Below are 24824 nucleotides of genomic sequence, written 5' to 3' on the forward strand. Positions count from 1 at the left end.
ATGCGTCATCTGATTGATATCCGCGATTTCACCCAAGAGGAAGTGGCAGACCTGCTGGCCGTTGCGGAACGTATCATCGCGGACCCGATCGCCTATCAGGACGTCTGCGCTCACAAGCGTTTGGCCACCTTGTTTTTTGAGCCGTCAACCCGCACACGACTCTCGTTCGAGGCCGCCATGCAGGCACTAGGTGGCAGTGTCTTGGGTTTCTCCTCGGCGGACTCGTCCTCGGCCGCCAAGGGTGAGACCGTTGGCGACACGGTGCAGACGGTCGGTTGCTACGTCGACATTATTGCCATGCGGCATCCGCGAGAGGGTGCACCCCACCTGGCGTCGTTGCGGTCGCCGGTCCCGGTGATCAACGCTGGGGACGGCGGGCACAACCACCCGACCCAAACCCTTACGGACCTGCTCACCATTCAGCGGGAGAAAGGTCGTTTGGACAACCTGGTCATTGGCATGGCGGGTGACCTCAAGTTTGGTCGTACCGTTCACTCTCTGATCAGCGCAATGGCGCCGTACCCGGGGATTTCCTTCGTACTCATGTCGCCGCCGGAGTTGCAGATTCCCGACTACATTCGCGAGGACGTCCTCGACAAATACAACGTCCCCTACGTGGAGACGGATGACATGGAAGGGGCGCTCGGGGATCTTGATGTCCTCTATATGACGCGCGTGCAGAAGGAGAGGTTCTTCAACGAGGCCGATTACATTCGTCTGAAGGACCGTTTCATTCTGGATCAGGACAGGCTGCGTTTTGCGCGGCAGGACCTGTCGATTCTCCATCCACTGCCCCGGGTAAATGAGATCTCCGTGAAGATTGATGACGATCCGCGTGCAGCCTACTTCCGCCAGGTCAAAAACGGCATGATTATGCGGATGGCGCTGATTTTGAAACTACTGGATCTTGAGGTTGCATAGTGAATATTGACGGTGTTGAGAACGGAATTGTCATCGACCACATTCGTCCCGGCGACTCCATGCGGCTCTACTATCTTCTCGGGCTTGACGACCTGGACTGCTCCGTCGCGATCATCAAGAATGTCGATTCGCGTAAGTACGGACGCAAGGACATCATCAAAATTGACCAGCATATCGACCTTGACCTGGACGCCCTCGGATACATCGATCCGAAGATCACGGTGAACCTGGTGCGTGGAAGCAAGTTGCAAGAGAAGAAGCACCTCTCCTTGCCTGACTCTCTGGTCAATATCGTTGAGTGCAAGAATCCACGGTGTATTACTACTGTCGAGGACGAGGTCGATCAGGTCTTCACCCTGGTGGATCCGCAGCGGAGTCTGTATCGCTGTCTGTACTGTGAGGCTGCGGCGCCCGACCATAGGTAGCCTTTCGTGGGCTGAAACCCATTATGTCGGAGGGGCGTGAGAGGATCTTTTCCTGAGCCAAAGGGCGCAGGGAAGGGACCGCGATGACGGACGTAAGGGACAACTGTGGGTGTGGTGGCAGTGGCGCGTGGGCTCTGTGGCTGGATCGAACAACGATTGCCTTCCCGGTCATGATGGACCGAGCAGGGGCGTCCTATCGGCTGGTGTCGGCGCCCCATGTCTCTCTTACGGTTGGTGATTTGAGCGACCTTCAAGAAGAGGCTGATCGGCGAACAAAGCATGCGCACTATCAGGCACTTGTACTCTCCGGGCCGTCGGGTCAGCCGCTGTCTGCAGGGGAGGTCAAGGATCTGCTGCGCGGACCACTGCTCCTAGAGACCGTTCGTGACGAGGCAGTTATCGATCGGTGTGGGGTGCAGATTGCCGGGGTGCTTGACGACATATATGCGGGGGCCCGCGCTCAGAAACTTGGGGTGAACTGGGAAAGTGGTGCCCCAACATTGAAGCTATGGGCTCCTACCGCCTCAAGTGTGAAGCTGCAGCTGTGGCTCAAAGATGGCCCGAAGGCCGACGGTGGATTCCTTTGTGAAGCGGACAGGGATGATGATGGGATCTGGACCGTCGTTGGGGCGCCGGAATGGGAGGACGCGGAGTACCTCTGGGAGGTACGGGTCTATGTGCCCTCCGTTGGATCGCTGGTAACGAACCGGGTCACAGATCCCTACTCGGTGGGGCTCACCGTGGATTCAATGCGTTCGGTGATTGTCAATCGGGACAGGGAACGCTGGAAGCCGCGCGCCTGGGGGGCCGGAGTCCTTCCACCGCTACGAAACGCCGCGAGCCAGGCAGTTTATGAGTTGCATGTGCGTGACTTTTCCGCTTGGGATCAGACGGTTCCTGCAGAGCTAAGGGGGACGTACGCGGCCTTTCTTCAGGACGGCAGTGCTGGGCGAACAGCGCTTGAAGGGTTGGTTGCTGCCGGAATCACAACCCTGCATCTGCTCCCAACGTATGACATTGCAAGTGGGGCTATCCCAGAAGCGCGATCAGAATGGCAGCAACCAGAAGTTGAGGGGATCGCCCTCGTGCCTGAAAATCAGGGGCTACTAGAGGTGGTTGCGGGATGGTCTCGCTCTTCGGTGCTTCCGCAGCAGGCGGTAGGCGAGGTTGCGAACCAAGATGCCTTCAACTGGGGGTATGACCCTAACCATTGGATGACCCCAGAGGGTTCGTATGCATCTGTGGGCAACCAGGTTGGCGGTGGGCGAACGCTGGAGTATCGGGAGATGGTGCAGGCGCTTCACGACCTGGGGCTGCGTGTGGTGCAGGACGTGGTTTTCAACCACACTTTCCAGTGTGGGCAGGGTAGAGACTCCGTCCTCGACAAGGTGGTGCCCGGCTACTATCACCGGCTGTCTCCACGGGGTGAAGTTGAGACGTCGACGTGCTGCGCCAACGTAGCCACCGAACATGTGATGGCTGAGAAGATTATGGTGGATGCCGTGGTGGATGCCGCGGTGGCCTACCGGATTGATGGCTTCAGGTTTGATCTGATGGGGCACCACTCCCTGAGCAACATGGAAGCAGTGCGGGCGGAGCTGGATAACTTGACTATCGAGCGTGACGGGGTTGATGGGAAGAGCATCTATCTTTATGGCGAAGGTTGGAATTTCGGTGAAGTTGCTGATGACGCACTGTTTACCCAGGCGACGCAGGCGAACATTGGGGGCAGCGGGATCGGGGTTTTCAATGACCGCCTGAGGGACGCGGTGCGCGGCGGGAGCCCGATGGACGGGGATCACAGGTCGCGCCAGGGATTCGCTACCGGTCTGGCGGTTGACCCGAATGAGGTACAGACGTGGCAGGGATCCTGGTTGGGTGGTGCGGTGGACGCCTCAGAGGCTGGCAATGAAGCGGTAGCGGAGCTGTACCGGCAGATGGATCTGGTGAAGATCAGTCTGATTGGCGCCATTCGCGACTATCCCCTCGCGCTGTCTGATGGCTCTGGGACGGTAATGTCCCAGAGCATTGACTACTTTGGGAAGGGTGCTGCGTTCGCTCATGAGCCTCAGGAGTGCGTCAACTATGTTGAGGCCCATGATGATGAGACGCTGTTTGATTCGGCTATCTGGAAGCTGCCTTTGACCACGTCGATGGAAGACCGGGTGAAGTCCCAGGTCCTTGCGAACGCGACGGTGGCCCTTGGGCAAGGGGTAGCCTTCTGGGCCTCGGGAACCGAGCTGCTTCGGTCGAAGTCTCTCGATCGGGACTCGTATAACTCCGGAGATTGGTTCAATGCGATTGATTGGACGGGTCAGTGGAACCAGTTCGGTCGGGGCTTGCCTAGTGCTGCTCGAAACAGAGCCCACTGGGACGCGATGGCACCTCTCCTTGAGGACAAGTCGCTGCGTCCGGATGCCAGCGCGATGGCCCTGTGTCGGGAAAAATCGATGGAACTGTTGAGAATCAGGGCCAGCCATCCGTTGCTCACGTTGGGTTCAGCGGAGCAGATTCGTCGCAGGGTGCGGTTTCTGCCCACGGGTGTGAACGGCGCGGACCAACCCGGTGTAATCGCGATGCATATTGATGGGCGAGGACAGGGGGAGAGTGAAGATGCTGGACTCTTCGTCTTATTTAACGCGACTCCTGAAGAATGGGCTGGGACTCTGCAAGTGTGTGGCAAGAGTAGAGACTTCGAAGTGGCACCGCGTTCCGCCACAGTGCATATGGACAGAAACTGAGGTGGTGGTGAAGGACCAAGAAACTCCAGTTCCCTTGAAGATGGGTATGGCCACGACGCCCCTCTAGGGGAGCCGCAGGTCCCCACGACTGACGGAGAAGCGCCTGAGACTGAGGTGGTTGGGGAGCAGAGCGATCTTGAGCCCCCGGCCTTCGAATCGACAATCACCGAGAAGATTATCGTCATCGCACAGGAGAACCCGGGGATCACGGCTGATGAGATAGCTGAAGCGTTGGGGGTTGGTGCAGACGGCGGTCTCACGCTAGTGCAGGAAGATGGCTTACTTTCTGCGACAGTCGTGTTTCAAAGTGCGCCAACGCCTGACCAGGTCGATGCGCTTGAAGCAATTGCTCGTGTTCGCAGGGTCCTTGCAATCGAACCGATCGCGATGGTTCTGGTCGCACCATCGCAGCTGGATGCTGTTCGGACCGTGCCAGGGGTTGCCTCAGTAGACGTCAATCTGGCTCCGCAATCTGCGCATATGGAGCGTGAACTCAGTGAGGCGGAAGTAGAGGAGCTACTCCAGGAAGTGGGGCAGCTTCAGGCAGAGGTGCCCCACATGGTGGGCCGAGTGGGCGGATCGCAGACACCAGCTCTGTGTCGCACAGTTCCTGCTGTCGCGAACGCTCCCCTCAGAGTCAGTCAAGCGCGTCAGAGCTAGGGGGTTGATGGGACCGGGCAGGGTCCTCAGAGATGGTACTTCCCCGTGGTTCAATGCTGGCGCAGACATTATCGTTGACGACATCTATTGGTCCAATGAACTGAACTTTCAGCAAGGACCGGTTTCCCAGGCAATTGAGAGCGTCAAAGCGCGGGGAGTGACCTACTTTTCGAGCTCCGGCAACAATAACGGGGTGAAGCGGTCACCCACCTCCCAGCCAGGCATTACCGGCTATCCGATTGGGCGACACCAGAGCAACGCATTTGTTGGGACTTCCTGTCCGGAGTGGTTGGTTCTGCCTCAGGGAACAAGTCGCGGTGGTGTCGACTGTCTAGATTTCTCTCCCAATTGGATGGGCCAGCCACTCGGTAAATACACCATGGGGGCGCAGCTGCCATCCTCAATCGCGCAGGTGATGCACTGGGCTGAGCCAGCAAATGGTCTGAAGACCAACCTACAACTGCAAATGTATGGGACCAGGTCTGTCACAGGATCCGGTGGTGTAGTGAGCCAAGAGAGGTGCTTAGGGGCCGCAAGCAGTTCTGATGGCGTTGGGCTTCCAGTGCACTACGCCCAATGGGACTGGGGTCGGGACGCCACTTGCAATCCTTCACGGTCGGTTGATTTTGTGGTGGTTCGCGATATCTCACGACCCGGTTACGGGTCTCCAACCGTGCAGATAACCCCGTTTGCAGCCGATACCAATACGCTTGCATGGGACAGAGAGTTCTACCGAACCGAGGGCAACAACACGATTCAGGGCAGTCAGTACGGTCACAATGGCGACGGAAGCGCGGCGTCGGTTGCGGCGGCGCCGTGGACGGCGCCAACAGTGGTGCAGTCTTACTCGTCTTTGGGGGCCAACCAGACCCGGTTCGGACCGTCCTCGCGAAATGGCGTTGCTACGACTCTTTCGGAACCGGTCAACCCAGAGGTCCCTACAATCATGGGACTTGACGGGATAGTGAACAGTTTCTTTGGCAGCCCAATCCAAACTGGGGCGAACACGGGGCTCTACGCTTTCTACGGGACGTCTGCTGCCTCTCCAACCGCGGCTGCAGTGGCAGCCCTCGGCCTGGAGAAGAACCCAACTATGAGACACGATCAGGTTGTGTCCCTAATGCGTCGAAGCGCCAATGCGCAGGTTGCGAACCCATACTCGGTTGTCCCCATTCCGCATAGCAGCACCTGTCTCCTTAACACCGTCACGCGCTCACATAGTTGGTGGCACGGGGGCCATGAGCCCAAAGGTGGAGCAGCAATTGAGATCTGCCCTGAAGGGGACTCAGATCAAGAGGGTTAGTGGATCGGATCGCTACGGTACTTCAACTGCAGTCCTCAAAGAGTTCTTTTCAGGCCAGAAGATTCGTAGGGCGTTTGTAGCCACCGGTAAGGACTTCCCGGATGCCCTCTCTGCGGCGGTGCCTGCCGGATCGTTGACTAAGCGCCTAGTTCTTTCCAACGGCGAATGCATTCCAAAGCTGGTGGTGTCGTCTTGGATCGAGGGGGTGGGAGCCAGAGTGTCCAATGTCTATTTGGTTGGGGGGCCCGCTGTGTTGGGACAGTCGGTCCAGAGCCTGACGCAATGCAGTTGACGGTTTTGAGTTGATGGCGACTTGACCCTTGACCCACACGGTTGTGCGCAGGCTCAACACAGCGGTGGATGGCATTGCGGGGGCCCCGTAACCCCGTACTTTGCGTCACTGGGCTCCGCACCCCCTGCATGTTCGTGAAATGTATACGTGGGGAACAAAGGAGTGCTTGGGGTATGCACCCCAGACGATTATTTCGCCCCCACGTATACATTTCGTGATGTGCGGGCGCTGGCGGCTGGGGTGGCTGCGCTGGTGCGGGCGCTGGCGGCCGCAAAGGCGGTTGGGGTGGTGATTTAGTGACGCCGGACCTATGCGCCTGTCGGCGCTATGCCGCTCGAGGCGGCTGAAATTGGAGCCCGGGGCATTGGGCCCGACGTCAATGTCCATTGTAGTGCACGCCACCAATCATGTGAAACGGAATCGGGGCTTCACTCATCCTGAGTGTTGCTATGGACGGGGCGGGTTGCAACAATCCTAAATGTCGGAAGCCAATGAGACACTTTCCACTACCGGACGCTTGTGCCAAACCTGGACAGCGTAATGAGAGGATTGGCGTATGACCCAGAAGGAAGAACTCAGAGTATTGGAGCTTTGCGCCGGTGCCGGTGGTCAATCATCTGGACTTGAACAGGCGGGATTTCAGCACGAGCTAGCTATTGAGATCGACAAAGATGCCGCAGCGACTCTCCGCCTTAACCGGCCAGCATGGAATGTCCTTGAGGGGGATATCCGTGAATTTGACGGTAGGCCCTACAGGGGAATCGACCTAGTGGCAGGCGGAGTTCCCTGTCCCCCCTTCAGTGTCGCCGGAAAGCAGCTGGGGGCTGACGATGAACGCGACCTATTCCCCGAGGCGCTTCGCATTGTTCGGGAAGCGCAGCCCAGTGCAGTGATGCTTGAGAATGTGAAGGGGTTGGCGACAGCCCGATTCGCGACCTATCGAGCCTCGATCCTCGAGCAGTTGGAAGAAGCGGGATACCACGCAGAATGGCAGCTGCTGTACTCAAGCGAGTATGGGGTTCCGCAGTTGCGCCCGCGATTCATCCTTGTAGCCATGAAGAGAAGTCACTTTAGGAGCTTCAATTGGCCCCAACCAGTGGGGACGCCACCTTCTGTAGGCCCAGTTCTGTTCGATCTCATGGCCGCCAGAGGGTGGGAAGGTGCAGAAAGATGGGCGCGCGGGGCAAACAGCATCGCGCCGACACTAGTTGGTGGATCCAAGAAACATGGAGGTGCTGACTTGGGGCCAACCCGGGCCAAAGAGGCGTGGTTGAAACTCGGCGTCGATGGCAAGGGGATTGCAGATGAGGCACCCGGTCCGGAGCTGCCAAAAGAACACATCCCAAGGCTGACCAATCAGATGGCCGCAAGAATCCAGGGTTTCGCCCCCGACTGGCTGTTCTCGGGGCGCAAGACTTCGGTGTACAGACAGATTGGCAATGCTTTCCCTGCTCCAACGGCAAAAGCCGTGGGTGTGAGTATTGCTCGCGCACTCGGCGTGGAGCAAACTTCGGAGATTTCTCGGGTCCCAATTCTGAGAGCAGCTAGTTAGAGGAGCATCGGCGCATCGACCGCGGTCGTTTCCCCAGGAAGGCAGATACGCCATCTCCTGCCATCCGCACTTGGATATGCCAGGTCTTCTGTCGGTTTAACGCGGACACTGACAATCTCGCCGCGCTCCGGTACTGCGGTACCCAAAGCCGCGGCAAACTGGGTTTGGTCCTTGTAGTCGCCACTCAGAACAAGTATTCCTTCCTTCCGGAGCGTGCTCCGAGATCCACCATTTTCGCGGATTCGTTTCATATAGTCCTTCTGCTGAGCGACTGTTGCGATGACTGTCCGTGAAATGCGTCTTCCAGTGGCGGATCTTAGTAACTCATCCACTCTCTTCTGGCCGCTCGGACGGGACATAATCCACTCGACTTCAGGTTCCGGCAGGGTGAGCAAAGTGTTTGGTTGCATCGGCGCATTCTGGTGTAGCCACCGGACCCGTTTCTTGCCCTCCGCGTTCAGGCCCGTCTTCTGATCTCGATTTCTGCTTGCTCTCCGATTCTCTTCGGATACGCGGACCAACCCCATGCTCCATTGGGATTTCATATCGTCGGCAACAGTTACAAGAACGATCTGGTCAAAGCTCTCTGTTGGGAGCATCCACTGGCTAGTGTGTGAGAACTTGCAGTCAACCTCATGTGTCGCGATTGAGTAATCCAGAACGGATCCGTCGTTGAACTGAAACTCGCGCTGCAGATTAATCTCGATGATGGATCCGAAATGTGCCTTCTCAGTCTTAGAGAGATGATCCAGGCGATAACGACCGGTGTGTTGTCCATCGTAAAGCTGGTCAAAGGTGTCCCGAAACACGCGTGCGGCTCGAGTCCCATCTGGATCGAGAAAGCTAAGCACTTCGAATACCTCGTCGAGCGCCGCATCTCGCGAGGCAGGGTCATCATGATCTGATTCTGAATCGACGTAGCGTTCCAGGGAATCCGTCTGCCGGCTCAGTAAGTCAACCGAGAGCTCTAGGGGCATTTCAGGTTCGGCTGTCGTTTTGCTGTTCGCACCGGGTTCGCGGCAAAGCGACTGCAAGCGTGCGACGGCTGGCCTGTCCGCCGGCGCCCACTCTATTGATCCGAGGTCGGAAGGTGGCATCCACCGGATGGCAGAATGCTCGGTTAGGAGTGGCTCTCCATTCACCAGCTGGCAGTAGAACGTCGTCAGCGTGACGATGCCGAAGTCGTACTCATGTGTCGTGACTTCAAGCTGGTCGTTCACCTGAGCATCACACTGGAGTTCTTCCTGTAGTTCACGCCTGAGCGCCTCTTGAGGGCTTTCTCCGACCTCAATCTTGCCGCCGGGGAACTCCCACATGCCTGGGAGGGACATACGACTTGATCGCCTGGCGCAAAGGATCAGGCCATCACGAATTATGACCGCCCCAACCACATTTATGCGCCGTTTCTCTGTCTGCTGTCCATGCTCACTCATCAAACAAAGACTAATCGTGCGGGCCGGCAACTGCAGCACCAACACCATCTTGGCTGCCGGCTCTGGTCTTCTTGGTACGGGTGATCCTGCTGGGGGCGGTGGGCGACGACGGGCGGCTTTGCCGCTAGTCGGCGACCGGCCCCAGCACCATATTCGCCCAAGCCCCGTGCAGCGACTCCTGGTCTGAGGGCTGAAAAAGGCCAGCCAAGACATCGCGGTACAAGCGTGACAGCTCATTCTTGTCGTAATACGAAGACCCCCCACACGCACGAACGCACTGCTCAACCACCCGAAGGGACGCCTCAGACGCAGCATTCTTCACGGCCGACAGGCGCGGCAGCCACCCCAGATTCGGTTCCGCATCCGATTCCACCAGCGCCGCCATTTCGCGGATCTGCGGACCGACCGCGTTCATGAGAAGCGCGGCCTCTGCCAGACGCCAGCGGATCGCCGGGTCATTGGAATACGTGGTTTGGTTCATGACTGAACGCCGCTTCTTGACATGCTCAACCGCCACCTCTATTGCGCGTTCACCAACCCCCGCATACGTCGCGGCCAACAAGATCTCGAAGTTAGCGAAGATACCAAGCACGACAGGGTCAAGGTTCGGTCCGGGGTCAACCCGGCCCAGTACCTGTTCGGCCTTGACCCTCGCCCCCTCCAGCAGCGTGGTGTTCGACTGAGTTCCGCGCATTCCTAACACATACCAGTCATCCTTGATAGTCACCCCGCCATCCTCCCGCCGTAGGATTGCAAACACCGACTTGGGGGCATCACTGCTGTCGCTGTCCGCGCCAAAAGTCAGCAACCGTGTCCACGCCGGTGACAACGAAGTGAACACTTTCGTTCCGGTGAATGTGTAGCCCCCGTCCTCGGTGGGCTTCGCATCGGTGATCGACCCGAAGAGGACGAGGTCGTTCCCGGGTTCCGAAATCCCAAAGCCGAAAAGGTGCCCATCTGCCGCATCCCGCAGAATCTGCTCCCCTTCGCTACGTCCCGCATCAACCAGCATGCGCCCCAACCCGACGATGATCTGGTGCATATTGATGCCGAGGGCGGTGCCGGGCGCCGCCTTCGCAAGCCTGGTCTGTTCGGCTGCGATTTCGCTGAGAGTGAGGCCGCTCCCACCGAATTCCTCTGGGACAAACGCCGCGTAGTACCCCGCATTGCGCAACTGGTCGTAGTCCTCTTCAGGGAAGATGTTTTCGGCGTCATAGCTGGCCGCACGCGAATGGATTTCGCCCAGTAGTTCGTCGGAAAGGAAGGCCATTTTTCCTCCTGTTGAGCAGGTTCAAGTTGGACTGTCTCTTCAAGACTAGCGACTAATGCGTTCCAGACGGTTCGTGACCATAGTCGTGGAAGTCGGTAGTCTGGGGGAATGTTCGAGATCCCATCAGATTTACCCCTGAAACTCAGTTCGCTTGCCTGGCTGCTTGGCCATTGGCAAGGGTGGGGCACGGTCGCCGCCCCCGGTACGATGCCGCCCGCCGAGACCGACACCAAAGACAACAGTGCCACTCAACCGGCAGAGGAGGAGACGGACTCCAGGTTTGACGCGGTGCTGCAAGACCTTGAAGCCGCAGTTGTTGGCGAACAGATGCGCATGACCATTCGTACGTACGAGGGCGAGCTGGCGGACGAGTTCGATCCCCTATGGACAGCGGCAGAGGGGCTTGACAACATACAACCCGGAGCCCTGATTTCGGAGGAAACGACCTACTGGTCAGTGGACACACCGCTTGCGGTTGTTCCTGCGGGACCGGATGAGGGACGCGAACTACGGGTCGTCGGCTCAGGGACACGCGGTTTCGCAGTGCTCTGGGCAGGTGTGGTGATGGGCCCACGCATCCAGTTGGCTTCAGACGCAGTGGTGCGAGCCCCTCGCGCGGACGCCCTCGACCACTTCAGCCGTATGTTCGGACTGGTGGGTGGTGAGTTGATGTGGGCGTCGGAAGCAATGCCTGCGGGCGGCGAGTACGAGGTTGAGATCACGGGTCGACTTCAGCGCACGGCTTCGGCTGATGAGGTGGCTGCCAAGACGTCCCGCGCGTCGCGCCATGAGGACGGAGACCCTTCCGATGGCTGATCCGAGGGCGCTTCCCGGGCCACTGTCATCCGCGGGCGCAATTGTGGCCGACAGTGGGCCCTCGCTTGGCCTTCCACTGCACTACGGCTGGCCCGCCGATGAGCAGGACCGCTTTGAACGGGGACTGGGGTTTACCTATCTGGGCGAGATCGGCGTGGTGACTGTTGCGGGACCTGACAGGCTCTCATGGTTGACGACCCTGTCGTCGCAGATTCTCTCGGACCTGCAGCCGGGCCAGTCGCGGGAAGTTCTGCTCCTTGACCCCCAGGGTCGGGTCACCTTCCAATTTGGCGCCCTCGACGACGGCACAACGACGTGGTTGCTGACTGAACGCCAGTTCTCTGAAGACCTGGCCCAGTTCTTGAAGTCGATGCAGTTTATGCTCCGTGTTGAGGTCGAGGACGAAAGCACGGGTTTCCGCGGCGTCCTCACCAGTAGCCAGTCTGAGGAGGCCGCACGGGTCGCCTCATCGGCGCTGGCAGACTTGGGGGGCAGAATGTGGACTGATCCGTGGCCAGCGGTCACCCCGGGCGGAGCGCGTTACTTCACCGGCACGCATCCCGGAGAGCAGGCGCAGTTCCGTGTCTATGTGTGCCCCGCAAGCACAGCGGACGAATTTGTTGGCCTACTGCTCAGCGGGGCAGTCTCGGACGAGGGCGGAACATTGCCGCCCCTGAGCCCCGTCGGATACCTGGCCGCCGAGGCAACCAGGGTTGCCGCTTGGAGGCCACTTCGGAGCAGTGAGGTTGATGAGCGGACAATGCCCTCAGAGTTGGACTGGTTACGCACTGCCGTTCACCTTGAGAAGGGGTGCTACTGCGGGCAGGAATCAGTTGCGCGGATCGTCAACCTTGGCAAGCCACCGCGTCGGCTGGTTTTCCTGCAGCTTGATGGCTCTGGGGAGGCGCTCCCCGAGCCCGGCGCAGCTGTTGAGTACGGCGGTCGCCAGGTTGGCGTCATCACATCGGTTGCCAGGCATTGGGAGATGGGGCCGATCGCCCTCGCCCTCGTGAAACGCAACCTGGATCCAACTGCAGCCGTGATGGTGGGTGGCGTTGATGCCGTCCAAGAGTTGATTGTTCCGGTGGAAGGACGCTCGGACCATTCTCCTGCCGAACGGCCGGGGGCCGGGCTTAAGAAGCTCGATGCAGGGAAACGAGACATCAGGACCCGCGGGCCCGGAGCCGGTGGGTGAGAGTTCCCTACCGTTACCATTTTGAGACCGAATGGTAAAGGGAAGTGCAAGAGATGCTAAAAGAGGGTTAGACTTACTCTATGACTACAGTACTTCTGATTGAAGACGATCCGGCCATTGCAGAGCCCCTCGCACGTGCGTTTGGGAGAGAGAACTACGACGTTCGTTCACACGGAACCGCTCGTGGCGGGCTCTCGGAAGTTGAAGAGGCGGACCTGATTGTCCTTGACCTCGGCCTTCCTGACATGGATGGTCTGGATGTCGCTCGTGAGGTCCGCAGTCGGGGCCTGGATACTCCAATCTTGATTCTTACAGCGAGGACGGATGAGGCCGACATGGTCATCGGCCTTGATGCCGGAGCTGACGACTATGTAACCAAGCCATTCCGACTGGCGGAGCTGCTCGCGCGTGTTCGTGCGCTACTGCGACGTGGGGCAGGGGAAGGTGCAGAGACTGAGCTGGTTGCCCAGGACGTGCGAATCGACATTCCAGCCCACCGCGCCTACGTTGGTGAAAGGGAACTCTCACTGACTGCAAGGGAATTTGAGCTCCTGCGGGTCCTTGTCAAAGAGGCCGGCAACATGGTTCCGCGTGAAGACCTGATGCGGGATGTCTGGGCTCAGGACCCACAGGGGTCAACAAAAACACTGGACATGCATATCTCTTGGCTGCGCCGGAAACTGGGCGACAACGTCACTGAGCCGCACTACATTACAACGGTGCGCGGCCTAGGATTCCGCTTCGAACAGTAAGCACTGAGGTAGGTCTGCTATGCGACGCAGGGCCACAAGAATGATCATGACGGCGGTTGTCGCCGTCATTTTCGTGCTGGGCGTTCCCGCAGGGATCATGGCGGGTGTGATGATGTGGAACAGCAATCAGACGGCTTTGGACGTTCGCGCCCAGACCGTAGCGCGCGCTGTTGACCGTCGTTTGGCTGATGATAACTTTGTCCCGCAAAGCATCGTTGCAGCCTGGTCTCGCCCCGTTGATGGGCAGGGAGGCCCCGCGTACACGGTGGTGACGCTACCGGGCAGGTACAAGATCGTCTCAGGTGAACCCCGAGTTGGTCCGACGTTAGAGACTTACTACACCAGTTCCCAGGGTGTTCGTGTTGAGATGCAAATCAGCGCAATTAAGGCAGTCCGGGATGTTGTGATTGTTGAAGCGTTCGTTCTGCTGGGTGTCATAGCCTCTCTTGGTTTGGCCTGGTATTTGGCGAATGTCATGGCCCGGCGACTTTCTGCCCCCCTGATCTACCTTGCTGCGCAGGCCGAGCAAATTGGTTCAGGTCAGGTGCGTGCCCAGGTGCGGCCGTCGGGAATTGAGGAGATCGACCTCGTCCAAGAAGAGCTGGTCCGTACAGGTGAGAAAATGGCGCGGCGTCTCGCTGCCGAACGTCAACGATCAGCGGACGCGTCCCACCAACTTCGTACCCCTCTCACTGCCTTGTCGATGAGACTGGAAGAGATCCAAATGATCTCTGCGGAAGAAGAAGTGCGAGATGAGGCCGAGGCCGGTCTTGCGCAGGTGGAGCGCCTCACCAGCGTCGTCAATGAGTTGCTTGATAGTAGCCGTCGGGTTGCAAGCAACACGGAAGTGGTCCAGCTGCTCGAAGTTTTCAATACTGAACGTGAAGAGTGGGAACCCCGATTTGTGGCGCAGGGTCGCAACTTGGTGTTTGTGGATGAGGCCGCCCTGCTGGCACTGGCAGAAGATGGGAAGCTCAGTCAGATTTTGGCGATCCTCATTGAAAACTCCCTCAACTACGGGGCTGGAACCACAACGGTGAAGACCCGGAAGGCTAGTTCGTCGAGGGCGGTGCTGGTTGATGTTTCTGACGAGGGCGAGGGGATTTCAGATGCGGATGCATCTGAGATTTTCGACATGGGCTTTTCAGGTCATGGGTCTTCGGGGATTGGCTTGGCGCTTGCGAAAGACTTGGCACAGTCAATGGGTGCACGCCTTGAGTTATCTGGCAGACGCCCCCCGGTCTTCACACTCTCACTTTCCGCAATCCCCACTAATTTCGACCCCAACCTTGTCATGCCTGTTGCGCCAATCGTTTCAGTGAGCCGTCGTACTCGAAAGTTCTAGCAACCCAGATAGATTCGCCAACACGGAGGGATAGGATAAAACCATGAGCGTATTGGTTACAGGAGGCGCTGGATATATCGGCGCGCACGTTGTCCGACTACTACAAGAACGCGGCGAAGAAGTCATCGTTGTTGATGATCTTTCGACCGGCTCAGCTTCCCGAATCGGGGATGCAGAACTGGTCGAGGTCGACTTGGCAACGGATGAGGCCTACCGCATCCTTACAGACACAATGATCGACAAGGACGTTGACGCGGTCATCCACTTTGCCGCCAAGAAGCAGGTTGGCGAATCTGTGCAGCGTCCGGCCACCTACTACCACCAGAACGTTGGCGGCCTCGCAAACCTGTTGCGTGCCATGTATGACGCGGGCGTCAAAGAGATGATCTTCTCCTCATCCGCTGCGGTCTACGGACTGCCGGACGTGGACATGGTTCCCGAGGATGTGGAGAAGCACCCCATCAACCCCTACGGTGAAACCAAGTTGATCGGCGAGTGGATGATGCGTGACTGTGGCGTGGCTTGGGGTCTGAAGAGTGTCGCTCTTCGCTACTTCAATGCCGCTGGCACAGGTTGGACGGATCTTGAGGATCCAGCTGCGCTGAACCTGGTGCCGATCATTCTCAATCGCCTACACGCGGGCAAGACCCCCGTTGTTTTCGGTGACGACTACGATACGGCTGACGGCACGTGCGTCCGCGACTACATTCATGTCATGGACTTGGCGAATGCTCACCTGCTTGCACTCGATGCGCTTCGCAACGGCAACGCCAAGCATGGCGCATACAACGTGGGCACCGGCACCGGGAGCTCAGTGTTTGAGGTCGTTGACGGCATCAGGGAGATTTCTGGCTGGGACTTCCCCATCGAAGTTTCTGCCCGCCGTGAGGGCGACCCCGGATACCTTGTCGCGGATTCTTCACGGATTAAGGAAGACATGGGCTTCCAGGCCCAGTTCGGTCTGGCTGATATTCTGCAGTCCGCCTGGGATGCAAACCAGCTTGGGTCGAAGAAGGTTCAGGTTCCCACTAAGTAATTGCGGGCGTCCTCCTCCTACTGGGGGAGGACGAAATCTTCCTGTGTCAACGTTCCGTTCTTCATGTTTTCGAAGAAGGTCGGAACAGCGGCCTCATCCCACAGCATCACCGCTCCGGCCTCGTTCATTGCGTCCACTGATGCAATGGGCGGCATGCCGACCAAGCCATCTGCAGTGGCTTTACGCATCGCCATCATCAGTGTGGCGACGTTGAAGATGTTGGTGTCCTGCCCAACGGTCAGCGCATTGGCTGCGGCCTCGGACAGCCGGTACTGCTTGACCGGGTTGACCAGCACAGCGGGGCTGAGTGCTTCAGAAACTACCGCATTCATGACCTGACGTTGGCGCTGCTGACGGCCAACGTCCCCGGTTGGGTCCGAGTAGCGCATACGGCTGAACGCAAGCGCTTCCTCGCCGTTCGCGCGGTGACACCCGGCCGTCCACTGCATTCCTGAGAATTCGTCGGAAACATCCGCATCCCAACACAGTTCCACGCTTCCGAGGGCGTCGATTGTGTCTGTGACTCCAACCATTCCGATCTGCACGTAGTGGTCGACGTGGAGGCCGGTTGCTTCTTCTACGGTCTCGATGAGCAGAGATGGGCCCCCATAGGCGAAGGCAGCGTTGAGCTTGTTCATCCCGTACCCGGGGATATTGACGTAGGAATCACGCGGAAGTGACACCATGGACGCCTGTCCGTTGGGCGCGCGGTGCACCAGGATCGTGGAGTCTGATCGTTGTCCCTCGGTTGGGTCGTCCGGATTCCACCCGTCACGGGTGTCCGAACCCGCGAACAGGTATGTGGTACCGCGTGTGTTCGGAGCAGTGGAGGTGGCATCGACCCTGTGCATACTTGCGTTGGTGTGCCAAATCAGCCATGTCGGCCACGCAATGATGACGACGAGGACGAGGGTGAGCACCCCCATCACTTTGCGACGTCTGGATCCCCGGCGGCGCCTCTTTGGGGTGCTGCCTTTGGGGGCTGACTGCGGCTGGGACGCCCTCGTCCCTGCAGGTGCGTGCCCTGATGGACCGCGATGGTAAGGCTGACTCTGTGGAGAAGCCGCAGGTTGCTCGGTGAAGGGACTCTTCTTGCGTGCCGGGGGAATTGCTGCCGGCATAGGTGCGGCAACCAGAGTCGGCTCGATAGGAGGGGGCGGTTGCGCACTTTGACTGACCGGTGGAAAGACAGATTGTCTTTGAGGGGGCCGGCGTGATGCACCTTTGGGAGATATTGACGGTGGAGGCTGCGATGCTGAGGCGTCTGCTGGTGGAATAGCCGGAGCCGCGGGGGCCGAGGCAGATTTTGGTCGCGCGCGACCTTGCCCGGGTGTGAATGAAGGAGGATTTCCTGTCATAGGTTCGGTACCTCGGATTTAGTAGCCGTCATCACCGTAGGTCAAGCTCCCGATTTCATCGTCTGTTCTTGGGTTGCCACCCTCGATGACTTCACCATTCTCACCAATGGTGAAGTAGTTGCCGTTGAGGTCGGAGTAGACGGTCCCGGCCGGCAACTGTGTCCCATCTTTGATGGCTTGCCAGAACTCGGCGTTCTGCGGTTCCTTAGGCAGAAGACGGTTGGCATCAAAATCGGCTGTGACGACGGGCATCGCGAGGAAGCGGAAGTTCTCAGGAGGCGTGTTGGTCAGGGAGGTCGCCAACCCTGCGTCCGTGCGTAGGTTTGAAAGGGATGGCGAGAGGCGCAGGGCGTCCAGAGCCGTACTCAGGAAGGCATAAAGCTTCGGTGTGTCCGTGAGGATGTTCTGGCCCATGGCTTCTTGAACCATCGCACCAAGTAACAGGTGTTGGCGTTGGATACGCCCCATGTCAGATCCATCGCCCGTGTGGCGGACACGCGCCAACTGGGTTGCTGTGGTTGGGTCCAACCGTTGACATCCTGCAGGAATGACAAGGTCGAGGTATTCGGGGTCATTGATTTCATCCGGAAGGCAGATGTCAACGCCACCGAGCGCCTCAATCATCCGGCTGAAACCCGTGAAGTCAATGACTGCGAAGCCGTCCGATGAGATACCGGTTATTTCCTCTGTGAGTGCCTCTGTGCAGTTCACGCCGCCTGCAAGGTCCGATCCGAGCGAACCGTATGAGAAGGCCCAGTTGAACTGCCCCCATTGAGCGTAACTGACCGAACCGTCGGTGCGCTGGCATTCTGGCAGGTAGACCCACATATCACGGGGAATTGAAATGATGTTGACGTGTTGACGGTCAGCAGAGAGATTCAGCATCAGAGTGGTGTCTGAGCGGATGGTGTCGTCGTTGTCTTCCGGGTTGATTATTGAGGCGTCTTGATCTTTCCGCGAATCAATGCCCATGAGGAGGATGTTGACCTCACGCCCGGCGAAGCTGTCAGTCAGTTGTTCAGGTTCTTCGTCGGCAGACTGGGCCGATTGAGGTTGAGCACGAAGGTGCGATGTGTCCAGTACCGAGTCTGCGGCCTGATGGTTCAAGCTGTTGTAGAGAATCGCTCCTGCTGTTCCCACAAACAGGACTACACCCAAGACTGCGGCAAGCAGAACGGACAGCCACATCCAGGATCGACGCCTAGTCGCGGAGTGTGCGGGGGTCGCAGACATTGGCTGCTCCGTATCTTTCGTACTCATCGAAAAAGAGTCTAAACCTTGAATCCCAGGGATTTACTCAACTAGTGGTGCAAATCGCCAGCGTGAGGGGGTTGCGGCCCCGATGACGAGTCAATTTCGGGCCTTTCGTCGTCTCGACGAGCAAGGGCGACTTCACGTGCCAAGGTCGTGAGCTTCTCATTGAGCATCCTGTCGCGGCGATATGAGGAGGCCATCTGTGCAAAGAGTGTAATTGTCAGCAGGTACACCAGAAGGTTGATCCCGCTCGCGACACCGATGTATCTAGCGAAGGTGTTGAACACCGATGGGAAGAGGATTGCGAAGACGGCACTGACGATGACCAGGAGCATCCCGATTCTGCGCACCGCCAGTGAGTTCGCTGTTTTCGTCGGTCGCACCAGAAAGTAGGTGATCCCGATCATTGCGACTATGAGAAGGGTTTTGATTAGCCAATAGCTGGACATTTCACTACCTCATTACCAGGTCGACCAGGATGTTCACGGAGTTAAGTAGAGACTGCCCCTTCGCCTTTGAGTAGTCCGTATATGCGATGTGTACGGGCATCTCAGCCCAAGGAAGTCCGGTGTCTGCTAACTGACTGACAATTTCTGAGGCGTGGGCCATCCCATCTTGGCGCAGTTCAACCTGTTGTAGGGCATCGCGGCGAAGTAGGCGTAGACCATTGTGTGCGTCAGTTAGGTTCAGTCCCGTTCGCTGCTTGGTGACCGCTGCCGCTGTCTTCAGAACAAGCTTCTTTGACCAACCGACCTGGGTTGCGTCGTCAAGGAACCGCGAGCCGAAAATAATTGCTAGATCATCCGTCCTCGCCCGGTCAACCATGGCCGCCGCATCGGCGACAGAATGCTGCCCATCGGCGTCGAAGGTGACGATATATCGAGCATTGGTTTGTCGGCGCACAAACTCCATACCGGTTTGTAGTGCGGCGCCCTGCCCGAGGTTGAAGGGGTGCTCGATAACGCGCGCCCCATGCTGGCGGGCGATTGCAGCGGAACCATCGGAGGATCCATCGTCGACACAAACGATGTTGGTGAATGTCCCCTTGGCATCCTCAATAACCTGGCCTATTACGGTGGCCTCATTGTAAAGAGGCACCACAAGCCAGCTGTCGTCATACCTCGGGCCAGCTTCATTCATGCCCCCATTGTGTCATTAGGCGGCATTTTCAGACATACCGCCGTATCGCTAGGATGACCTTGTTCATCACAGTCGGTCCCTTAAATGGCTTAGTTCCCAGTTGTTAGGGTTTTGTGGGCGATACGATGGACACAGCGTGGTGCTCACGTCCTGCCTAACGAAGACTGAGTGCGGCACATAGATCAAGGAGAAGTATGGTTCGCATCGTTGAATCAGCTGACGTTTCGCCCTCAGCCGTGATTGGTGAGGGATCCAGCGTTTGGCATTTGGCCCAGGTTCGTGAGGACGCCGTACTCGGTGAAAACTGCGTGATTGGTCGTGGAGCTTACATCGGCACGGGCGTTTATCTAGGGGACAACTGCAAAGTACAGAACTACGCCCTCGTGTATGAACCCGCGCAGCTTGGCCACGGGGTCTTCATCGGTCCAGCAGCGGTTCTCACCAATGATCACAACCCACGCGCCATCAACCCTGATGGTTCGATAAAGGACGCATCCGACTGGGAGCCTGTTGGGGTCACCATCGAAGAGGGTGCTGCGATTGGTGCTCGGGCAGTTTGTGTTGCCCCCGTAACGATTGGGAAGTGGGCGACTGTCGCGGCCGGGGCTGTGGTCACCAAAGATGTCAAGCCGTACGCGTTGGTCATGGGTGTTCCTGCCCGCCAGTACGGCTGGGTTGGTCGCGCGGGTGAGGTTCTGGAACCCGTCGAGGGCGCGGTGGGCCAGTTCCGCTGCCCCCAGTCCGGCACTCTATATGTCGAGGACGAGGCCGGTAGTCTTTCCGAACTCGCTTGAGTTTGATTCCCACTATGCAACCGCTCGCAACGCGAGCAACCACCTAGAAGTGTCCGCGAGAGAGGATTCGCAATGAGTAATGAGCCTAGTGTCCTAGATTTTATTCCACCTGCTAAGCCGATTATTGGTGAGGACGAGGTTGCTGCTGTTTCGGCTGTTTTGCGCTCGGGGATGGTGGCGCAGGGTCCGCAGGTGGCTGCTTTTGAGGAGGAATTCTCGGAGGCGCTGGTTGATGGGGCGTTTGCTGTTGCGGTGAATTCGGGTACTTCTGCCTTGCATTTGGCGCTTCTTGCGTCTGGTGTTGGTCCGGGTGATGAGGTGATTGTTCCGTCGTTTACGTTTGCGGCGACGGCGAACTCGGTGGCGATCACTGGTGCGACTCCGGTGTTTGTTGATATTGAGGCTGACTATTTCTGCATGGATCCCTCGGCTGCTGAGGCGGCGATTACGGAGCGTACTAAGGCGATTATGCCGGTGCATTTGTATGGGCATCCAGCGGCGATGGGTGAGTTTGAGGCGATTGCTGATAAGCATGGGATTGCTTTGTTTGAGGATGCCGCCCAGGCGCATAATGCGTCTTTGCATGGTCGTAAGGTGGGCACGTTTGGTTTAGCGGCAGCGTTTTCCTTGTATCCGACGAAGAATATGACTTCGGGTGAGGGTGGGATGATCACTACCGGTAGTGAAGAGGTAGCGCGTCGGGCCCGTATCCTGCGTAATCAGGGGATGGCGAAGCAGTACGCCAATGAGCTGGTTGGTTTGAATAATCGCATGACGGATATTCATGCGGCGATTGGTCGCGTCCAGCTCGGTAAGGTTGGGGGTTGGACCAAGCAGCGTCAGGATAACGCGGCGTTCTTGTCGGAAAACCTTGAGGGCGTTATTGTGCCTCCGGTGGCTGATGGTGCGGTGCATGTGTATCACCAGTACACGATTCGTGTTCCTGAGGGTCGTGACGAGTTTGTTGAGACCCTGCGTAATGAGTACAACGTGGGTTCGGGCGTGTATTACCCGATCCCGAATCATCGCCTGCCGTCTTTGGAGAAGTATGCTCCCGGTTTGGATCTGCCGGTAACTGAGCAGGTTGCCAAGGAGTGCATTTCCCTGCCGGTGCATCCCTCCTTGTCGCAGGCTGATTTGGAGCGGATCGTTACCGCTGTGAATGAGACTGCGAAGGCTGGAGCATAACTGATGAGTGAAACAGCAAAGCAGGCCGCGTTGCGGGTTGGTGTGTTGGGGATTGGTTCCATGGGGCGTCACCATGTGCGTAACGCCCGCGCCCTGGACGGGTTTGAACTGGTTGCCGTGGCTGACCCTTCCGGTGACAGGTTTGGTGTCGCTGGTGGTCTAACCGTGCTACCGGACGTGGAGTCCCTCATTGAAGAGGGTCTGGATGCAGCCATTGTGGCGGTGCCAACCGTGTATCACGAGGATGCGGCACTAAAGTTGGCGGCTGCTGGCGTTCACACCATGATTGAAAAACCCCTCTCCGGCAGTGTGGAATCAGGCGAACGCATCGCGAAGGCTTTTGATGAGGCTGGCCTAGTTGGTGCGGTGGGGTATGTGGAGCGTTGTAACCCGGCCCTACTTGATATGCGCAGGCGGATTGCTGAGGGCCAGTTAGGTGAGGTCTACCAGGTCGTGACCCGCAGGCAGTCTCCCTACCCGGCGCGCATCAGTGATGTCGGTGTGGTTAAGGATCTGGCCACTCACGATGTTGATTTAGCCGCGTGGATTGCCGGGTCACCCTATGAGTTGGTGTTCGCTCAAACCGCGCACCGCTCAGGCCGCGCCCATGAGGACATGGTTACCGTCTCAGGCCGCTTCCAAAACGGGGTACTGGTCTCTAACCTGGTGAACTGGCTGACCCCCTTCAAGGAACGCCTCACCGTGGTAACAGGTGAACACGGCGCCCTGGTCGCGGATACTGCCCTGGGAGACCTGACGTTCTACGAGAATGGCTCCTTCCCTGTCGAATGGGACCAGATCGCTGCCTTCCGCGGCGTAAGCGAGGGACAGGTAACCCGTTACGCCCTGCAAAAGCGTGAACCCCTAGCCGTGGAACAAGCCAACTTCCGTGACGCCATCAACGGAGACGCAAACAACCACGTCACCATGGAACAAGGCCTCCAAGCACTAAAAGTCACCGAAGCCATCCTCCAAAGCGCAGCATCGGGTAACAGCGTCCGCATCCCGTAGATGACGCAAGTACTTTCGCAAGCACCCGCCCCCAGATCACAAACGGGGGCGGGTGCCTCGCACTTTCGGCTCGACATTCAGGGCCTGCGCACCATTGCTGTCGGTGCTGTCGTTCTTTTTCACCTCTGGCCTCTGCGGCTTACGGGAGGCTTTGTCGGCGTCGACGTATTCTTCGTCATATCCGGCTTCCTCATTACCGGCCACCTTTTGCGGGAAGTGAACCTGACGGGATCTATACGGTTGGGGCGCTTTTGGTCCCGTCGCATTGCGCGCCTGTTACCCGATTCCTTCCTGGTCCTCCTTTTAGTTGCAATCGCGACGTTCGTGATAGTGCCGAGAGATCGTTGGACTGATTATTTCGCTCAGATTCGCGCCAGTGCGCTCTACTTTGAGAACTGGCAGCTGGCGTGGGACGCTGTGGACTACATGGCTGCGGATTCACAGCCCACGGCGGTTCAGCACTACTGGTCCCTCTCCGTTGAAGAGCAGTTCTATGCTGTGTGGCCTCTTCTCCTCGTCCTCGCCCTGTTCGTCGTAAAGCGGTTTGCTGGTGCATACAAGGCGCAAACCGTTCTCCTGGTTCTACTGTCCACTGTGGTCGCAGCATCTCTGTGGTACTCGGTCGTTGCTACCAATCGTCAGCAGTCATGGGCCTACTTCGCTTCTTTTACCCGTGTTTGGGAGTTCGCAGCGGGCGGCATCGTGGCCTTGACAGCGGGGGTGGTGGGACACCGGATCCTGGGTAGTCTGGGGGCAGCTCTTGCCGGATGGTTGGGGATCGCCCTCATCATCTGGTCTGCAGTCAACTACTCTGGCCTGACGATGTTCCCCGGGTATGCGGCATTAGTTCCAGTCGTGGGGACAATGCTTGTTCTGTACTTTGGGAACTCCACGTCGGCGTGGTCCCCGAAAACATTTCTGTCACTCCGGCCCATGGTGTGGATTGGGGGAATTTCCTACGCTGTGTACCTTTGGCACTGGCCTCTGGTCGTCATGATTCCGTTTGTGACCGGACATCAACTTACGACTCTCGAGAAACTGGCCATCGGCGTCGCCACGTTGGTACTGGCGCAAGTTAGCACCAAGTTCGTTGAAGATCCGATGCGTAGAGGGCGTCTTCTGGGGGTTCCTGTACGCGCGTTTGCCTTTGCGATTGTTGGTGCGATCATCTTCGTTGGCATCACTGCGGTCGGCACCTGGCAGCTGGTTCGAGAGAAAGAGGCAGCTGAACTAGCGGTAGCTGAGCGCGTAGCACAGCCATGCATCGGCCCCTCCGCCCTCGACCCCAACAATGGCTGCGGCGACCCCATGGGCACAGGGGAATACCTGGTCGCTCCCGAGGTTGTGGCTACCCAGAACGAGGACGTGCCATTCAAAGAATGCCAGGTAGGTATAAGGACAAGCGACGTCATCGAGTGCGCGCTTGGTGTGGACCCCTCGGAGGCAACGCGTCACCTGATGCTGGTAGGGGACTCGCACGCCACTCAATGGGCGCCTGGGTTGAGCGAGGCGGCACACGAACATGAATGGACGGTTGACACCTTCATGAAGTCTTCCTGTCCTCTCACACTTTCGCGGAGGGTTTTGGACAGTGAGCAGACATCGGAAGCCGGTGACTCGTGTGAGGCTTGGAGCGCCGAGGTCCTAGAGAGGGTCAAACAGAGTGACGCTGACGCCGTTGTGCTCACCAGTTATCAGAGCGCGTATGAGTGGGCTGAGAGAGCAGATGTGCCAGGGTACGGAGATCCTGTCGATGGATTTGCCGCAGTGTTCGCCCAAATTGCCGATACGGGTAAGGATGTCGTGGTGATCAAAGCAGTCCCACGGACCGCTGGCAGTCCCGTTCCCGGTTGTCTAGTCTCGAATGGCAGGACGTTGGAGTCCTGTGGACTGCTTCGCGAGGACGCCCTTCCCGACGATCTCATGGCTGCTGCCGTCGAAAAGCTTGACCGACCCGACGTTCGCATTGTGGACCTTGATGACCAGTTCTGCGATGACACTTGGTGTTACCCGGTGGTGGGAGATGTGGTCGTCTACAGGGACTATAGCCACCTGGCTCCGGACTACGCCAAGCTCCTCATGCCCTGGGTCCTGCCCGCCTTGGAAGGCGCCCAATAAATACATCAGTGTAGTTTTCATTAGTGAGTGTGGCCCCTAGTCAAGGGGTGTTACGGTTGTTGTTGGTGTGACGATTGTTGTCTATCACCAGCTCAACAGCAGGCGTAATTGGAGTGTGATTCCGCATGGCAGCAGTGCCGCAACGGAGAACCGGGTCGGGGCGGACAGGTGCCGCAATAGCCTCACTTGGCGCATGTTGCGCCCTTGTGATGGGGACAGC

22 protein-coding genes are annotated in these 24824 nt (G+C 58.1%); 16 read left to right on the forward strand and 6 right to left on the reverse strand.

Features of this window, described 5'->3' with window-relative positions:
- The 7 genes from pyrB (at position 1) to H2O65_RS00990 (ending at position 7894) form a co-directional block, all read left to right on the forward strand.
- A complete protein-coding gene (gene pyrB / locus H2O65_RS00960; RefSeq protein WP_182141768.1) occupies positions 1-921 on the forward strand; it encodes an aspartate carbamoyltransferase in 921 nt (306 codons plus the stop codon).
- Positions 921-1346, forward strand: a complete 426-nt coding sequence (locus tag H2O65_RS00965; RefSeq protein WP_182141769.1) for an aspartate carbamoyltransferase regulatory subunit — start codon at positions 921-923, stop codon at positions 1344-1346. The genes pyrB and H2O65_RS00965 overlap by 1 nt, the downstream gene beginning before the upstream one ends.
- A gap of 83 nt (positions 1347-1429) precedes the next feature.
- A complete protein-coding gene (pulA, locus tag H2O65_RS00970; RefSeq protein WP_182141770.1) occupies positions 1430-4087 on the forward strand; it encodes a pullulanase-type alpha-1,6-glucosidase in 2658 nt (885 codons plus the stop codon).
- Positions 4088-4201: 114 nt separating this feature from the next.
- Positions 4202-4747: a hypothetical protein gene (locus tag H2O65_RS00975; RefSeq protein ID WP_182141771.1), complete on the forward strand. Its 546-nt coding sequence runs from the start codon at positions 4202-4204 to the stop codon at positions 4745-4747.
- A 7-nt stretch (positions 4748-4754) separates the two neighbouring features.
- Positions 4755-6050: a S8 family serine peptidase gene (locus tag H2O65_RS00980; protein WP_182141772.1), complete on the forward strand. Its 1296-nt coding sequence runs from the start codon at positions 4755-4757 to the stop codon at positions 6048-6050.
- Positions 5986-6342, forward strand: coding sequence for a cell wall-binding repeat-containing protein (locus H2O65_RS10580; protein WP_398396576.1), 357 nt, complete (start codon positions 5986-5988; stop codon positions 6340-6342). Before H2O65_RS00980 ends, H2O65_RS10580 begins: the two co-directional genes overlap by 65 nt.
- A 556-nt stretch (positions 6343-6898) precedes the next feature.
- Entirely contained in the window at positions 6899-7894 is a 996-nt protein-coding gene (locus H2O65_RS00990; protein ID WP_182141774.1) for a DNA cytosine methyltransferase, read from the forward strand.
- Here the strand turns inward: H2O65_RS00990 and H2O65_RS00995 are convergent.
- Both H2O65_RS00995 and H2O65_RS01005 read right to left on the reverse strand, forming a co-directional pair.
- Positions 7891-9327 (reverse strand): NaeI family type II restriction endonuclease, encoded by a 1437-nt coding sequence (locus H2O65_RS00995; RefSeq protein WP_220458760.1) that lies wholly within the window; start codon positions 9325-9327, stop codon positions 7891-7893. The genes H2O65_RS00990 and H2O65_RS00995 overlap by 4 nt on opposite strands.
- A gap of 124 nt (positions 9328-9451) precedes the next feature.
- A complete protein-coding gene (locus H2O65_RS01005) occupies positions 9452-10597 on the reverse strand; it encodes an acyl-CoA dehydrogenase family protein (RefSeq protein ID WP_182141775.1) in 1146 nt (381 codons plus the stop codon).
- 108 nt (positions 10598-10705) lie between these two features.
- Between H2O65_RS01005 and H2O65_RS01010 the strand changes: the two genes are divergently transcribed.
- The 5 genes from H2O65_RS01010 (at position 10706) to galE (ending at position 15741) form a co-directional block, all read left to right on the forward strand.
- A complete protein-coding gene (locus H2O65_RS01010; protein WP_182141776.1) occupies positions 10706-11413 on the forward strand; it encodes a heme-binding beta-barrel domain-containing protein in 708 nt (235 codons plus the stop codon).
- Positions 11406-12608 (forward strand): folate-binding protein YgfZ, encoded by a 1203-nt coding sequence (locus tag H2O65_RS01015; protein WP_182141777.1) that lies wholly within the window; start codon positions 11406-11408, stop codon positions 12606-12608. Before H2O65_RS01010 ends, H2O65_RS01015 begins: the two co-directional genes overlap by 8 nt.
- An 80-nt stretch (positions 12609-12688) precedes the next feature.
- The gene (locus H2O65_RS01020) at positions 12689-13360 is read left to right on the forward strand and encodes a response regulator transcription factor (RefSeq protein ID WP_182141778.1); all 672 of its coding nucleotides are present in this window, start codon (positions 12689-12691) and stop codon (positions 13358-13360) included.
- Between the two features lie 46 nt (positions 13361-13406).
- A complete protein-coding gene (locus tag H2O65_RS01025) occupies positions 13407-14705 on the forward strand; it encodes an ATP-binding protein (protein WP_398396584.1) in 1299 nt (432 codons plus the stop codon).
- A gap of 43 nt (positions 14706-14748) precedes the next feature.
- Positions 14749-15741, forward strand: a complete 993-nt coding sequence (gene galE / locus H2O65_RS01030) for a UDP-glucose 4-epimerase GalE (RefSeq protein ID WP_182141780.1) — start codon at positions 14749-14751, stop codon at positions 15739-15741.
- Between the two features lie 17 nt (positions 15742-15758).
- Here galE and H2O65_RS01035 read toward each other — a convergent pair whose 3' ends face one another.
- The 4 genes from H2O65_RS01035 to H2O65_RS01050 all read right to left on the reverse strand — a co-directional run bounded on the left by H2O65_RS01035 (position 15759) and on the right by H2O65_RS01050 (position 19493).
- Positions 15759-16667, reverse strand: a complete 909-nt coding sequence (locus H2O65_RS01035) for an LCP family protein (protein WP_259349593.1) — start codon at positions 16665-16667, stop codon at positions 15759-15761.
- Positions 16668-17117: 450 nt separating this feature from the next.
- Positions 17118-18359: an LCP family protein gene (locus H2O65_RS01040; protein WP_182141782.1), complete on the reverse strand. Its 1242-nt coding sequence runs from the start codon at positions 18357-18359 to the stop codon at positions 17118-17120.
- 41 nt (positions 18360-18400) lie between these two features.
- Positions 18401-18802 carry a DUF2304 domain-containing protein gene (locus tag H2O65_RS01045; RefSeq protein ID WP_182141783.1) on the reverse strand — a complete coding sequence of 134 codons (402 nt, stop codon included), beginning with the start codon at positions 18800-18802 and terminating at the stop codon, positions 18401-18403.
- Positions 18803-18806: 4 nt separating this feature from the next.
- Positions 18807-19493 carry a glycosyltransferase family 2 protein gene (locus tag H2O65_RS01050; protein ID WP_182141784.1) on the reverse strand — a complete coding sequence of 229 codons (687 nt, stop codon included), beginning with the start codon at positions 19491-19493 and terminating at the stop codon, positions 18807-18809.
- Positions 19494-19687: 194 nt separating this feature from the next.
- Here H2O65_RS01050 and H2O65_RS01055 point away from each other — a divergent pair, with 194 nt between their 5' ends.
- The 4 genes from H2O65_RS01055 (at position 19688) to H2O65_RS01070 (ending at position 24604) form a co-directional block, all read left to right on the forward strand.
- Complete coding sequence (locus H2O65_RS01055) at positions 19688-20287, forward strand: acyltransferase (protein WP_182141785.1); 600 nt, start codon at positions 19688-19690, stop codon at positions 20285-20287.
- 72 nt (positions 20288-20359) lie between these two features.
- Positions 20360-21475 carry a DegT/DnrJ/EryC1/StrS aminotransferase family protein gene (locus H2O65_RS01060; RefSeq protein ID WP_182141786.1) on the forward strand — a complete coding sequence of 372 codons (1116 nt, stop codon included), beginning with the start codon at positions 20360-20362 and terminating at the stop codon, positions 21473-21475.
- A 3-nt stretch (positions 21476-21478) separates the two neighbouring features.
- A complete protein-coding gene (locus tag H2O65_RS01065; RefSeq protein ID WP_182141787.1) occupies positions 21479-22486 on the forward strand; it encodes a Gfo/Idh/MocA family protein in 1008 nt (335 codons plus the stop codon).
- The gene (locus H2O65_RS01070) at positions 22487-24604 is read left to right on the forward strand and encodes an acyltransferase family protein (protein WP_182141788.1); all 2118 of its coding nucleotides are present in this window, start codon (positions 22487-22489) and stop codon (positions 24602-24604) included.
- Positions 24605-24824: the final 220 nt, after the last annotated feature.

Origin of the sequence: Schaalia sp. JY-X169 (genome assembly GCF_014069575.1) — a bacterium.
Classification (GTDB): domain Bacteria; phylum Actinomycetota; class Actinomycetes; order Actinomycetales; family Actinomycetaceae; genus Scrofimicrobium.

Coding starts and splice junctions, on each gene's coding strand:
- pyrB (WP_182141768.1), top strand. CDS start 1: ATGCGTCATCTGATTGATATCCGCGATTTCACCCAAGAGGAAGTGGCA.
- pulA (WP_182141770.1), top strand. CDS start 1,430: ATGACGGACGTAAGGGACAACTGTGGGTGTGGTGGCAGTGGCGCGTGG.
- H2O65_RS00980 (WP_182141772.1), top strand. CDS start 4,755: ATGGGACCGGGCAGGGTCCTCAGAGATGGTACTTCCCCGTGGTTCAAT.
- H2O65_RS10580 (WP_398396576.1), top strand. CDS start 5,986: ATGAGCCCAAAGGTGGAGCAGCAATTGAGATCTGCCCTGAAGGGGACT.
- H2O65_RS00990 (WP_182141774.1), top strand. CDS start 6,899: ATGACCCAGAAGGAAGAACTCAGAGTATTGGAGCTTTGCGCCGGTGCC.
- H2O65_RS00995 (WP_220458760.1), bottom strand. CDS start 9,327: ATGAGTGAGCATGGACAGCAGACAGAGAAACGGCGCATAAATGTGGTT.
- H2O65_RS01005 (WP_182141775.1), bottom strand. CDS start 10,597: ATGGCCTTCCTTTCCGACGAACTACTGGGCGAAATCCATTCGCGTGCG.
- H2O65_RS01010 (WP_182141776.1), top strand. CDS start 10,706: ATGTTCGAGATCCCATCAGATTTACCCCTGAAACTCAGTTCGCTTGCC.
- H2O65_RS01015 (WP_182141777.1), top strand. CDS start 11,406: ATGGCTGATCCGAGGGCGCTTCCCGGGCCACTGTCATCCGCGGGCGCA.
- H2O65_RS01020 (WP_182141778.1), top strand. CDS start 12,689: ATGACTACAGTACTTCTGATTGAAGACGATCCGGCCATTGCAGAGCCC.
- H2O65_RS01025 (WP_398396584.1), top strand. CDS start 13,407: ATGACGGCGGTTGTCGCCGTCATTTTCGTGCTGGGCGTTCCCGCAGGG.
- galE (WP_182141780.1), top strand. CDS start 14,749: ATGAGCGTATTGGTTACAGGAGGCGCTGGATATATCGGCGCGCACGTT.
- H2O65_RS01035 (WP_259349593.1), bottom strand. CDS start 16,667: ATGGGGGTGCTCACCCTCGTCCTCGTCGTCATCATTGCGTGGCCGACA.
- H2O65_RS01040 (WP_182141782.1), bottom strand. CDS start 18,359: ATGAGTACGAAAGATACGGAGCAGCCAATGTCTGCGACCCCCGCACAC.
- H2O65_RS01045 (WP_182141783.1), bottom strand. CDS start 18,802: ATGTCCAGCTATTGGCTAATCAAAACCCTTCTCATAGTCGCAATGATC.
- H2O65_RS01050 (WP_182141784.1), bottom strand. CDS start 19,493: ATGAATGAAGCTGGCCCGAGGTATGACGACAGCTGGCTTGTGGTGCCT.
- H2O65_RS01055 (WP_182141785.1), top strand. CDS start 19,688: ATGGTTCGCATCGTTGAATCAGCTGACGTTTCGCCCTCAGCCGTGATT.
- H2O65_RS01060 (WP_182141786.1), top strand. CDS start 20,360: ATGAGTAATGAGCCTAGTGTCCTAGATTTTATTCCACCTGCTAAGCCG.
- H2O65_RS01065 (WP_182141787.1), top strand. CDS start 21,479: ATGAGTGAAACAGCAAAGCAGGCCGCGTTGCGGGTTGGTGTGTTGGGG.
- H2O65_RS01070 (WP_182141788.1), top strand. CDS start 22,487: ATGACGCAAGTACTTTCGCAAGCACCCGCCCCCAGATCACAAACGGGG.